The sequence below is a fragment of the Dyella psychrodurans genome (assembly GCF_003363265.1).
Taxonomy (GTDB): Bacteria; Pseudomonadota; Gammaproteobacteria; order Xanthomonadales; family Rhodanobacteraceae; genus Dyella_B; species Dyella_B psychrodurans.
This window is the reverse complement of record NZ_QRBF01000004.1, coordinates 365,745-378,293: the sequence shown is the minus strand read 5'-3', so window position 1 is coordinate 378,293 and position 12,549 is coordinate 365,745. Positions and strand designations below refer to the sequence as shown.

The 12,549-nt window shown below is 63.4% G+C and carries 11 protein-coding genes; 8 read left to right on the top strand and 3 right to left on the bottom strand.

The window, feature by feature from the left end; genetic code table 11:
* Position 1: 1 nt before the first annotated feature.
* Positions 2–904: an alpha/beta fold hydrolase gene (locus tag DWU99_RS13065; RefSeq protein WP_115478488.1), complete on the bottom strand. Its 903-nt coding sequence runs from the start codon at positions 902–904 to the stop codon at positions 2–4.
* A 96-nt stretch (positions 905–1,000) separates the two neighbouring features.
* On the opposite strand from DWU99_RS13065, the gene DWU99_RS13060 reads away from it, so the two are divergent.
* From DWU99_RS13060 to DWU99_RS13040, 5 genes are all read left to right on the top strand, one after another.
* Positions 1,001–1,579: a TetR/AcrR family transcriptional regulator gene (locus DWU99_RS13060; protein WP_115478487.1), complete on the top strand. Its 579-nt coding sequence runs from the start codon at positions 1,001–1,003 to the stop codon at positions 1,577–1,579.
* 146 nt (positions 1,580–1,725) lie between these two features.
* Positions 1,726–3,495 carry a phosphoenolpyruvate carboxykinase (GTP) gene (locus DWU99_RS13055; protein ID WP_115478486.1) on the top strand — a complete coding sequence of 590 codons (1,770 nt, stop codon included), beginning with the start codon at positions 1,726–1,728 and terminating at the stop codon, positions 3,493–3,495.
* Between the two features lie 183 nt (positions 3,496–3,678).
* Entirely contained in the window at positions 3,679–4,227 is a 549-nt protein-coding gene (locus tag DWU99_RS13050) for an RNA polymerase sigma factor (protein WP_115478485.1), read from the top strand.
* On the top strand, positions 4,224–4,682 hold the full coding sequence (locus DWU99_RS13045; protein WP_115478484.1) for a hypothetical protein: 459 nt from the start codon (positions 4,224–4,226) through the stop codon (positions 4,680–4,682). Before DWU99_RS13050 ends, DWU99_RS13045 begins: the two co-directional genes overlap by 4 nt.
* A 21-nt stretch (positions 4,683–4,703) precedes the next feature.
* Positions 4,704–5,609: a DUF4097 family beta strand repeat-containing protein gene (locus tag DWU99_RS13040; protein WP_115478483.1), complete on the top strand. Its 906-nt coding sequence runs from the start codon at positions 4,704–4,706 to the stop codon at positions 5,607–5,609.
* A 57-nt stretch (positions 5,610–5,666) separates the two neighbouring features.
* Here DWU99_RS13040 and DWU99_RS13035 read toward each other — a convergent pair whose 3' ends face one another.
* Entirely contained in the window at positions 5,667–6,542 is an 876-nt protein-coding gene (locus tag DWU99_RS13035) for a hypothetical protein (protein ID WP_115478482.1), read from the bottom strand.
* A gap of 288 nt (positions 6,543–6,830) precedes the next feature.
* Between DWU99_RS13035 and DWU99_RS13030 the strand changes: the two genes are divergently transcribed.
* Positions 6,831–9,725: a bifunctional diguanylate cyclase/phosphodiesterase gene (locus tag DWU99_RS13030; RefSeq protein ID WP_115478481.1), complete on the top strand. Its 2,895-nt coding sequence runs from the start codon at positions 6,831–6,833 to the stop codon at positions 9,723–9,725.
* A 9-nt stretch (positions 9,726–9,734) separates the two neighbouring features.
* Here DWU99_RS13030 and hslO read toward each other — a convergent pair whose 3' ends face one another.
* Positions 9,735–10,628 (bottom strand): Hsp33 family molecular chaperone HslO, encoded by an 894-nt coding sequence (gene hslO / locus DWU99_RS13025; RefSeq protein ID WP_115478480.1) that lies wholly within the window; start codon positions 10,626–10,628, stop codon positions 9,735–9,737.
* A 113-nt stretch (positions 10,629–10,741) separates the two neighbouring features.
* Here hslO and mtgA point away from each other — a divergent pair, with 113 nt between their 5' ends.
* Positions 10,742–11,488 (top strand): monofunctional biosynthetic peptidoglycan transglycosylase, encoded by a 747-nt coding sequence (gene mtgA, locus DWU99_RS13020; protein WP_115478479.1) that lies wholly within the window; start codon positions 10,742–10,744, stop codon positions 11,486–11,488.
* Between the two features lie 62 nt (positions 11,489–11,550).
* Positions 11,551–12,531, top strand: a complete 981-nt coding sequence (locus tag DWU99_RS13015; protein ID WP_115478478.1) for a glycosyltransferase family 2 protein — start codon at positions 11,551–11,553, stop codon at positions 12,529–12,531.
* The last annotated feature ends 18 nt before the right edge of the window (positions 12,532–12,549 follow it).

The window sequence follows — 12,549 nt, the reverse complement described above, 5'->3', positions numbered from 1 at the left end:
CTCAACACCTCGTTGCAGGTTGCTTGACCGCCGCATCGGTCACGTCAGCGGGTTCCAGGCTTTCGATGAAGCCTGCTATCTGCGCCGTGAATGCATCGTTCGCATCCCCGGCCAGCATGTGGGTTGCGCCCGGCACTTCGGCATGACGTGCATGCGGCACCAGGGCAAGAAATTCATCGACGGTGCGATGCGACACGACATCGCTGCGCTCACCCGAAAGCAGCAACACCGGCACCTCGACCTTCGCGGCCGCGGCGAGCAGGCGCGGTTGGTAGCGTTCGCTTTCGCTGATCAGGTCGCCGGCGAGCAAGGCGGGATCCCAGTGCCAGCGAAGACGCCCATCCGCACCCTCGCGCAATAACGGACGCAATTGCTGTTCGCTTTTCTTTTCTTTCCGCTGCGGCAGATAGGCGGCGATTTGTTCCGCCGCCTCCGCATAGTTGGCGAAGCCGTCCGGATGCGCCTGCATGAAAGCGAGAATGCGTTCGACGCCGGACGTTTCCCAGCGCGGAGTGATGTCCACCAGCACCAGTGCGCGGAACGGCGAAGGCCGCATCTCGCCCGCCACCACCAGGCCCAGCAGACCGCCCATCGATGCGCCCACGAGAATGGGCGGCTCCGGTTGAGCGCGCGCCAGTCCGAGCAAGTCGTCGACGAACTGCTGCATGTGGTATTCGCCGCCCGCTACGCGGTCACTCTCGCCATGACCCCGGCTGTCGAAACTCACACACCGGCAACCGTGCGCGGCCATCGTCGCGGCAGCGGCGTTCCAGGCGCCGCGCGTCTGGCCGAAGCCGTGCGCAAACAACAGCGTCGGCTGCCCTTGCGCGTGACGCAGGTCGACGGCCAGGGACAGACCGTCAGCGGCCGTGAATGAAGTCCGGTTGGGATGATATGAGTCCATACGCAAGAGTATGGATTGCGCCTGCGGCCGCCGTCAACCGGGATGCTCAGACCAGGGCCAGCCACGGCGTGACCGCATATCGGCTACCATACGGGAATGAATGTCCGCCAAAAACCTGAACGTTCGCGCCTTTCCGCCGAAGATTGGGAAGATGCCGCCCTCAGCCTGATCGCCGAACAAGGCGTCGGCGCACTCGCCGTCGAGGCCCTCGCCCGTCAGCTTGGCGTGACCAAGGGCAGCTTTTACTGGCACTTCCGTACGCGCGAAGCGCTGCTGCAGGCGGCGCTGGAACGCTGGGAACAGTACGGCGAGCGCGAAATCATCAGTCAGATCGAGGCGATTCCCGATCCGCGCGAACGCCTGCCGGAACTCTTCCGCCGCGTCGCCCACGAAGTGCAGCCGCACCGCGTCTACGCCGCCCTGCTGAAAGCGCTGGACCATCCACTGGTGGTGCCGGTGATGGCCCGCGTCTCCAAGCGCCGCACGGAATTCCTCCATACGGCCTACACCGAAGCCGGCCTTGAGGCTGCCGAGGCGCTCAACCGCGCCCGCCTGACCTACGCCGCCTACGTCGGCTTTCTCCAGCTCAACTTCACGCTCGGTCTACCTCGTTTGAGTCATGAAGAATTCGACTCGTACATCGAGCACATGATCGCGACGCTGATCCCCGCCTGACGCCCATCGAGGCCGGGCCATGGCGCTCGGCCGACTCGCTGCGACACCCGGCCACATGCGCGTTTGCTGCATGCGACCTTGCAATGCCAGTTTCCGTAACTTACCGTCGTGCCTCTTTTTTGTGGGTAGACCAAGGCGAGGGAAACATGACGAGCAAGCTTGATTCGCTCGAGCGATGGGTGCAAGACGTGGCGGCCATGACCCGCCCCGCGGCAATCCATTGGTGTGACGGCTCCGATGCCGAATATCGGGCGCTGGCGCAGCAGATGCTGCAGAGCGGAGATCTGATCGAACTGAACCAGGAGACCCATCCTGGTTGCTATCTGCACCGCTCCAATCCGTCCGACGTGGCGCGCGTGGAGCACCTGACCTTCGTGTGCACCAAGGACGAGGCCGATGCCGGCCCGAACAATCACTGGATGTCCCCGGCCGACGCGCACGCCAAGATGGACGCGCTGTTCGACGGCTGCATGGAAGGCCGCACCATGTACGTGATTCCCTACTGCATGGGGCCGATCGACTCGCCGCTGTCGCGTTGCGGCGTCGAGATCACCGACAGTCCGTACGTGGTCATCAACATGCGCACGATGACGCGCATGGGCGCCGCCGCACTCGACCGCATCGAGCGCGAAGGCCGCTTCGTCAAAGGCCTGCATTCCACCGGCGAGCTCGATCCGGAGCGTCGCTTCATCATGCATTTCCCCGAAGAGCTGACGATCAAGTCGTACGGCTCCGGCTACGGCGGCAATGCGCTGCTCGGCAAGAAGTGCCATGCCCTGCGCATTGCGAGCTTCCAGGCGCGCACCGAAGGCTGGCTGGCCGAGCACATGCTGATCGTCGGCATCGAAAACCCGCAGGGCCAGACGCACTACGTCGCCGCGGCTTTCCCGTCGGCGTGCGGCAAGACCAATCTGGCGATGCTGATTCCGCCGGAGGGTTATCGCGAGGACGGCTGGAAGGTCTGGACCGTCGGCGACGACATCTGCTGGATGCGCCCCGGCGAAGATGGACGTCTATACGCCATCAACCCGGAAGCCGGCTTCTTCGGCGTGGCGCCGGGCACCAGCACCAACAGCAATCCGAATGCGCTGACCACGATTGCGCGCGACACCATCTTCACCAATGTCGCGGTGACAGCCGACAACCAGCCCTGGTGGGAAGGCCTGCCCGGCACGCCGGTCACCGATTGGCTGGGACGTCCCTACGATCCGGCCAATGGTCCCGCGGCGCATCCCAATTCGCGCTTCACCGTAAGTGCCAAGCAATGTCCGACGTGGTCGGCGAAGGCCGAGGACGCCCAGGGCGTGCCGATCAGCGCCATCGTGTTCGGCGGTCGTCGCCCCTCGCTCGTGCCGCTGGTGATGGAAGCGCGTGACTGGGCACACGGCGTGTTGATGGGCGCCGCGATGGGCTCGGAAACCACCGCCGCCGCCACGGGTGCCGTGGGTGTTCTGCGCCGCGACTCGATGGCGATGAAGCCGTTCTGCGGTTACCACTACGGCGACTACTTCAAGCATTGGCTGTCGTTCGACAAGGCCGGCGCCAAGCTGCCGAAAATCTTCCACGTGAACTGGTTCCGCAAAGGCAAGGACGGCAAGTTCATGTGGCCGGGCTTCGGCGAAAACCTGCGCGTGCTGGAGTGGATGATCGCCCGCGTGGAAGGCAAGGCCCGTGGCACGGAGACGCCCATCGGCATCCTGCCGGCCAACGGCGAACTCAAGCTCGACGGCCTGAACCTGCCGCGCGAAACGCTGGCGGAGCTGCTTCATATCGACACCGCCGGCTGGCAGGCCGAACTGCATGCCATCGGCGAATACCTCGACAGCTTCAACCCGCGTCTGCCCGCGCGCCTGCTGCAGGAACAACAACGCGTCGCGCAAGCGCTGGATACGCCGCTGAAGGCGGCCAACGCCTAAGGCGCTCGGCTTCCTCTCCCTCGGGGAGGATCGATCGAGGGGAAGGGCCGGCTTTGCGCCGGCCCTATCTCATTCCGGCCTTCTCCCCGGGGTGAAGAGGGAGTAAACCGTCTAAACCTATACGCCCTGGGCCGCATCCAAGCTGGCAAGATGATTGCTGCTTGCATCGCCAACGGAAGCGCTATGCCACCTGCACTCGCTGCGGGACACAACGATACGGATGACGTGCGCGCGGCCGCATCGGGCGACCGTCAGGCTTTTCAACGCCTGTATCGCCTGCATGCGGGCCGCATCCATGGCGCCATGCTGCGGTTGTCCGGCTACGATCATGCGCGTGCCGAGGACCTGACACAGGATGCCTTCGTTCGCGCCTGGCAGAAGCTGGACAGCTTCCGCGAGCAAAGCGCCTTCGGTACATGGCTGTACCGGCTGGCGGTGAATGTGGCATTGATGGACATACGGGCGCGGAACGCCGATCCGGTCGGCTATGTCGACGAGGACAGCGTTCCCGAGCATGGCGAGACACCGTTCTGCGCCGCCGAACGCGACGAACTGGAACGCGCGATCGGCAAGCTCCCGCCACGGGCCCGCGCGGTATTGGTGTTGCACGACGTGGAAGGCTGGCGCCATGAAGAAATCGCCAGTGAACTGGAGATGGCAGTAGGGTCGTCCAAGGCGCAACTGCACCGTGCACGCGGCTTGTTGCGCAAGGCTCTTGGAGAAGTGCGATGAACGAATTCGAATGGCTGCGCCAGATGCGCGAACTCAACCAGCCCGTTGCGCCACGCAACGATCTGTGGGCACGTATCGATGCTGCGCTCGATGAGAACGCCGCACCGGTCCAGGCTGCCGCACCGGCGCCGATCAAGCGCGCACGTCATCGCCACCTATGGGCGATGGCGGCGGGATTTGCAGCCGTTGCCGTACTGGCCGGCGGTGTGGTGTGGCGCATGCACGCGATTCCTCAGAATCCGCCATCCGGTCCGATCACGGCACAGATCGACACCTCGCCATGGAAACCCAACGATCCGCGCCTTGCTGGCGCGGCCCTCGAACTGGGCGCGGCGCGCATGGAACTGCAACAGGCCATGCAACAAGCTCCCGATTCGCCGGCCCTGCAGCGCCTGCTGCAGCGGACGGATGCGCAACAGGCTCGCCTGCGCGAGCTCGAGAAACAAGCCGGCTGAGGCCTCAGGACACCTATAACTATGAAAAACGCCCGCTACCTGCCGCTGCTGATCTGCCTGTCCTGGGGAGGACAGGCCTTGGCCACAACCCAACTGGATCTCACGCATGCCGCCTCGCCGACGGCGCATATCGAGATCAATAACGTCAAAGGCGAGGTGAACATCACCGCCTGGGATCGCAACGAAGTGCATGTAGGCGGCGAGCTCGGCAACGGTGTGCAACCACTCACCATCGAAGGCGATCCGAACAATCTGTCGATCAAGGTGCAGGCGCAGGGCAAGGACGGCTGGTTCGACTGGGGCAGCGACAAGTCCATGTCGGACACGAAGCTCGACATCAGCGTGCCGCGCGCGGCATCGCTGAAGATCAATGTGGTGAGCGCCCCCTTGAGCATGGATGGCATCGACGGCGGGGACATCCTGGTGAATTCGGTGAGCGGTCGAGTGCGCATCAATGCACAGACTCCTTCGCTCAATATCATCACCGTGAGCGGCAATGTCGCCTTCTCCGGCCAGGCGAAACAGGCCAAGCTGCAAACGGTGAGCGGCGACATCCTTGCGCCGTCGCTTGGTCATACGGTTGATCTGCAGACGGTGTCCGGCCATATCCAGGCTGGCGGCGGTCCGTGGCAGCAACTCAACCTCAGCACCGTGTCGGGCGATGTGCAGCTCACAGGCGCACTGGCCGCGGGCGGCAACGTCAGCATCGATAGCATGAGCGGTGATCTTCAGCTGCAGTTCCCCGCATCGCTGTCCAGCAATGTGCACGCCAGTACCTTCAGCGGCGAGTTGCACAGCGATTTCGGTACGCCAAAACAGCCCGAGCATGGCCCTGGCACCACGCTAGACACGGTGGCGGGTGCCGGCGACGGCAAGATCAGCATCGAAACCTTCAGCGGCGACCTTCGGATCCGCAAACAGGACTGATATAGCAAAATCAAAAAGCCCCCGCATGGCGGGGGCTTTTTTTTGTGAGCGATTCGCTCAGAGATCCTGGTGGTACTGCACGTAGGGCGTGCGCGACTGATCCGGTTCCGGCGGCCCTGCCGGTGTGTTCACCGCGTTGCCGGAAGACCACAGATTCTGCGCGCCGAAGCTCAACGAACCCTGCCAGGGCAGATGCCATGTCACACCCAGATCGATGCTGTTCCAGCGGCGATCCATGTAGTTGCTCGGCACGCCCGGTTCCGGCTGCATGGTGCGACCGACGATGCTGCCGGTGATCGGACCGTGATCGACGCCGAAGGTCAATGCCTTCTGATCGAGTGTGTTCAAGCCCATCACATTGCCCGGCAGCAGCCGGATGCGTCCCACGCTGGCACCCAGCACAAGACCGCTGTCACCGGACAGCGCCACGCGTCCGCGTGCATTCACCTGCGTGCTGCTGTCGAAATCCGGCAAGCCGTTGACGCCAGTCACCGCACCCGGCAGTACGCGCGGCAGCGGAACCGCGCTCGGAACCTGATCCTGCGCAACGCTCACGCCGAGGCTATAACGACCGGCGTAATAGGTCGCACCCACTTCGCTGCCGATGATGCGCGGCTGCGTCGCCCACGAGCGTTGCGTCACGCCTGCTTGCGCCGTCACATTCGGCGTCACACCGTATTGCACGACGCTCGAACTGACCGTGCCGCCGGCGAGCGGATTGAGCGACAGCAGCGATGCCGTATCACCGTTCTGCACTTCAGCCGCCGTGGAACTTTGCGACTGCGGCAACAACGAACCTTGCATGGGGCGCTGCGCTTGGAACGGCGACGGCTGCAACCAAGCCGGATTGTTGGACTGATTGATGCCCACAGTCTGCCCTGCCGCCATGAGCGGCACGAACATCAGCGGCAATGTCAGCAACAAGCGGCGCATGAAAATTCGAAGGCGACGTGACAGACCACACCCGACCCTGGATAAGGGACGGACTCCCGGAAATCAGTATACCTCATTTTACTTTTTACTAACACCCCGCTTACGTCACCTTTTCTGTGGCGTAATCCGCCAAAATAGGCCATCGAACAAGGACTTGCTGGCATGGTGGATGCATGCGGCGGGAACTCGTCCTGCCGGCCCTTTGCTAATAGTTTGTAAGGGCGACATGACGGGATCGTCACGAGATATAGTCACTTAACGCACCGCGAACTGACCCGCCGAATTACGATGAGTTCAGCGCCTGACGGCCGCAAGTTCATGTCGGAGCCTACCGGGTCCATCCCGGCGGCCCTGCGCGAGACCATGGAACGGTTATTCCGGGCCGTGGATGCCGGCAGCGTGCTCGAAACCTGCGAAGCAGCCCTGGTCCACCTTGGCGTTCGAGGCGAACTGCACTGGCTGCCACCCGAGATCGACGACCAGCTGCCGGTTCCCGGCAGGCTGAGCCTGGCGAAAGATCCTCAAAGCCTGCAGGCCCTGGCGCTTGTCACCGACCCCTCCGAACTCAACGAAACGATCAATGCCGAGCTGACCTGGCTGGGGCGCCTCGCCGGCACCCGCCTGCGCCAATTGAGCGAGACAGGTCGCCTTTACGAGGCCATTTCCCGCCTCGCCATGGCCGAACGCCTGCAGCGCGCCCTATACGCCATCGCCGAATTGGCAGGCACCTCCCACAACATGGCCGAGATGATGCAGTCGCTGCACTCGATCGTCGGCATGCTGATGTACGCGGAAAACTTCTACATCTTCCTCTACGACTCGGCGACGGACAGCGTGCGCTTTCCGTACTACGTAGACACGATGGATCAAAAACCGCCCCTGCCGGACGAAAGCTACCCGCTTCAGGACATGCGCCACAGCCTGACCTGGAACCTGCTACAGAGCAGCCAGCCGCTCATGGGCTCGGTGGAAGAACTGGCGCGACAACTCGAAGGCCGCTTCGCCCTGGTAGGCCCCGCCTGCGAACACTGGCTCGGTGTACCGCTGTTGCGTGGAAGCCAGGTGGTCGGCGGCATCGCCGTGCAGAGTTATCGCACCGACACGCATTACACCCGGCACGACCGCGACCTGCTCAACTACGTCGCCCAACATATGCAGACCGCGCTGGAGCGCCGCGAAGCGCATGCCGAATTGGAGCGGCGCGTCGCCGACCGCACGGCGGCCCTGCGCGCGACCAATCGCGTACTGCGCCAGCAGGTGCTGCAGCGCCAACGCGGCGAACGCTTGCAATCGGCGCTGTTCCGTATCGCAGAACTCGCGAGCGCGCCGGAGAGCCAGCAAAACTTCTACGCGGCAGTGCACCGCGTGGTGGGTGGCCTGATCTACGCGCGCAACTTCTACATCGCCCTGCTCGACGAAAGCGGCCAGAACATCACCTTCCCCTATTCCGTGGACGAAATCGAAACAGTGCGCAAACCGCGCCCGATCGGTAACGGCGCCACCGAATATGTGCTCCAGCACGGCAAGCCGCTGCTGGCCGACCGCCACGCGTTCGAGCGGCTTGCCGCCGAAGGCGATTGCGTGGAGGCCGGCGCACCCTCCATCTGCTGGCTCGGCGTGCCGCTGGTGTGGGACGACCGCGTGATGGGTGTTCTGGCGGTGCAGAGCTATTCGCCCAAGCACATGTACGACGCGCGCGATCAAGAGTTGCTTACGTTCGTGAGCTACCACATCGCCAACGCACTGCAACGCAAGCAGACCAGCGAGTCGCTGAAGCAGGCCTACGTGAATCTGGAGCGCCGCGTCACCGAACGCACGCGCGCGCTGGCGCTGGCCAATCGCGATCTGCGCGAGCAGATTGCCGAACGCGAACGCGTCGAGCGCAGGCTGATGTACGAAACCCTGCACGATTCGCTCACGGGCCTGCCCAATCGCACGCTGTTGCTGCAGCGGCTCGGTCAGGCGCTGCACGGTTACCATGCCGATCCGAACAAACTTTTCGCGGTACTGTTCATCGACCTGGACCGTTTCAAGGTCATCAACGACTCGGTGGGTCATCTGATCGGCGACGACCTGCTGTTCCAGGCCGGCAGCCGCATCCGCGCGTGCCTTAAGACGCGCGACCTGGTGGCACGCCTCGGCGGCGACGAATTCGCGGTGCTGCTGGAAGGCATCAGCGATGCCGGCAAAGCTCTTGTGGTCGCCGAACGCATCATCGCGGAACTGCACGTGCCGTTCCGCCTCGGCGTCAAGGAAATCTTCACCTCCGCATCGATCGGCATCGCGCTTCCCGGCCCGCACTACCAGCAACCGGAAGAACTCCTGCGCGATGCGGATGCCGCGATGTATCGCGCCAAAGACGAAGGCCGCCATCGCGCCGCGATGTTCGACGACCGCCTGCGCCGCGAAGTGCTTTCGCTGCTGGAAATGGAAGGCGACCTGCGCCGCGCGCTGAGCCGCAACGAGTTCGTGCCGTTCTATCAGCCGATTGTCGCGCTGGAAGATGGACGCACCGTGGGTTACGAAGCGCTGCTGCGCTGGCGCCATCCGGATCGCGGCCTGCTATGCCCGGGCGATTTCCTCGCCGTGGCCGAAGAAAACGGCAGCGCGGAAAGCATCGACTGGCAGATTTTCGAACAGGTCGCATCCCAGGCGAGCATGCTGGCCGGGAACGATGGCTTTGTGAGCCTGAATGTTTCGGGCCGCCATTTCCGCATGCCCGATCTCGACGATCGCCTGCTGAATCTGTTGCGCGCGCATCGCGTCAATCCGCGTTCGCTGCGTATCGAAGTGACCGAGCGCACGCTGCTGGAAAATCCCGCGCACGTGAAACGCATGCTGGACAACCTGCGGCAACATGGCGTCGGCATTGCGCTCGACGACTTCGGCACCGGTTACTCGTCGTTGAGCTATCTGCACCAATATCCGATCGAAACGCTCAAGATCGATCGCTCGTTCATCACCGAACTCGCCAACGTCAACAGCCATAGCGTGCCCGTGGTGCGCGCCATCCAGGTGCTCGCCGATTCGCTGCAAATGCAGGTGATCGCCGAAGGCATCGAAGACGAAGCGCAGCGACAAGCATTGAGGCACATCGGCTGCCGTTACGGTCAGGGTTTTCTGTTCGCCAGACCGCAGCCTGCGGAAGCATGGCTGGGAACGATCAGCAAAGCCGTGGGCTGATCGTTCCGCTCACTGCACCGTCGACGAGCTCGCGGTGTTGCCGCTGAGAAAATGCTCCGCATCCACCCGATCGAAGTGATAGGCGCGCGCGCAGAATTCGCAGATCACCTCGATCGTGCCGTGATGGGCCTCCAGCGTGGCCTCGATTTCATCGCGGCCCAGCGAGCGCAGCATCGTCACCACGCGCTCGCGCGAGCAGCTGCAGCCGAACGCCAGCGGACGCGGTTTGAACAGCCGCACCGTTTCCTCGTGATAGAGACGATAAAGCAGTTGCTCCGGCGGCGTGGAGAGCAACTCTTCGCGGCCGAGCGTGGCGGTCAGGTGCTCGATGCGCGGCCAGGCGTCGTCGTCGTGCACGGCGTCGCGACCGCCTTCGCCGGGCAGTTTCTGCAACATCAGTCCAACGGCACTCTCGCCGTCCGCCGCCAGCACGATACGCGCCGGCAACTGTTCGGACTGCTGGAAATAGTTCTCCAGCGCATTCGCCAATTCCGCATGATGCAAATCGACCAAACCTTGATAACGCTGCCCGCGCTCAGCGTGACCGATGGTAATCGCCATGATGGCTTCAGGCAGATCACTCAGCACCAGACTTTCGGGAATCGACTCCTGCCAGCGCGCCAATCCACGCAAGCGGCCCGTGTCGCTGCATTCGGCGAACAACAGCCGCAGCGCGCCCGTGCTTTTCAATTCGATCGACAGTGCGCCATCGAGCTTGATGTTGCCGGTCAGCAACGCACTGGCGGCCAGCGACTGCCCCAGCAGTTCGCGCAACGGCGCGGGATAATCGGCACGACCTGCCACCTCCCGCCACGCTGCCCCCAGGCGAACGATGACACCTCGAACGCCGGCGCGCTCGAGCAGAAAGCGATGCAGGACATCTTCGACTAGCACGGTTTCCACTTCGACTACCTCATCAAAACCAGATGGCGAGAGATGGGGACTCGCCATGGGGCGCACAATAGCCCAATGCTGTCGCCGCTTATACTGCGCCGGGCTTTTCAGACTGGGTGGCCATGGCTCATCTTCTCCCATTTCATCGTTGGCTGCGTTATGCCGGTATCGTGGCTTTGTCATGGGTGGCGCTGACGTGGCTGGTGGTCCTGGTACTGCGCTTTGTTCCGCCGTGGACCTCGGCTGTCATGATGGAACGGCAAGTCGATGCCCTGATCCACGGTGAGAAAGGTTTTCATCTGCAACATCACTGGGTGCCGTGGTCGCGCGTTTCTCCGTGGGTGCCTATCGCAATGGTGGCCGGTGAGGACCAGAAATTCCCGTTTCACCACGGTTTCGATTTCGACTCCATCCAGAATGCGATAGACGCGGCCGATGACGGCAGGCGCTTGCGTGGCGCCAGCACTATCAGCCAGCAAACGGCGAAGAATCTGTTCCTCTGGAATGGGCGCAGCTTCGTGCGCAAGGGACTGGAAGCGTATTTCACCGTGCTGATCGAGCTGACGTGGCCGAAACGCCGCATCCTGGAGGTGTATATGAACATCGCCCAGCTCGGCGATGGCATCTACGGCGTGGGCGCGGCCAGCGAAAACTTCTTCCACGCCTCGCCTGACCGGCTTGGTCCGGCGCAGGCGGCGCGACTGGCGGCGGTGCTGCCCAATCCCGATCGCTTCCATGTCGATCGCCCCAGCGGCTACGTGATGGAGCGCAGTCGCTGGATCGAAGAGCAGATGGATCAACTTGGTGGCCCGGGTTACCTGGAAAGCCGCCAGCCACCGCGCGATGCACACATCGGGCGGCGACGCTGAGCGGCAAGCATTCCGCGCGCTTCCCGCGTTAGCATCGCCATCGTCTGCCAGGGATCTCATGCATGCCGAAACTCACCGTCGTCGTTCCCGCCTACAATGAATCGGACGTACTGGCGATCTTCCACGAGCGCCTGTTCGGCGTGCTCGACAAACTTTCGCTGCAGTGCAACGTGCTGTATGTCGACGACGGCAGCCGCGACGACACGTGGTCCGTCATCCAGTCGCTCGCTGCCGCCGACGCGCGCGTCGGCGCATTGAAGCTGTCACGCAATTTCGGCAAGGAGGTCGCGCTCACCGCCGGACTCGATCACGTCGACGCGGACGCCGCCGTCGTCATCGACGCGGACCTGCAGGACCCGCCGGAATTGATACCCGAGCTCGTCGCACAATGGCAGGCAGGTTATGACGTGGTCTACGCCACCCGTTCCGCCCGGGCCGGCGAGACCGGTTTCAAGCGGTTCACCGCGGCCGCGTTCTACCGCACCATGGAGCTGATGTCGGACGTCCCCGTGCCGCGCGATACCGGCGACTTCCGCCTCCTTTCGCGCCGCGCGCTCAAGGCGCTGGCTCAGTTGCGCGAGCGGCAGCGCTTCATGAAAGGCCTGTTCGCGTGGATCGGCTACCGGCAGACATCGGTTCATTACATGCGCGATCCGCGCAAGGCCGGCCAAACGAAGTGGAATTATTGGCGCCTTGCCCAATTCGCCATCGAGGGCATTACCTCGTTCTCCAGCGCGCCGCTGCGGCTGGCGACATGGACGGGCATGGTGACGTCGGTGGTGGCCTTCCTGCTGGGCCTGAAGGTGCTGATCAAGGCCTTGCTGCATGGCGACCCCGTGCCGGGCTATCCGAGCCTGATGGTGGCGGTACTGTTTCTCGGCGGCATCCAGTTGCTCGCGCTGGGCGTCATCGGGGAATACCTCGGCCGGAACTATGCCGAGACCAAGCAGCGTCCGCTGTATTTCATCGAAGAAGAGCAACTTCCCGGGCAACCGGCCAAGGGACCAGACGCGCTTCACACCCATGCCACGCAGCAGCGCTAAACTGCGGGGTACGCGGCC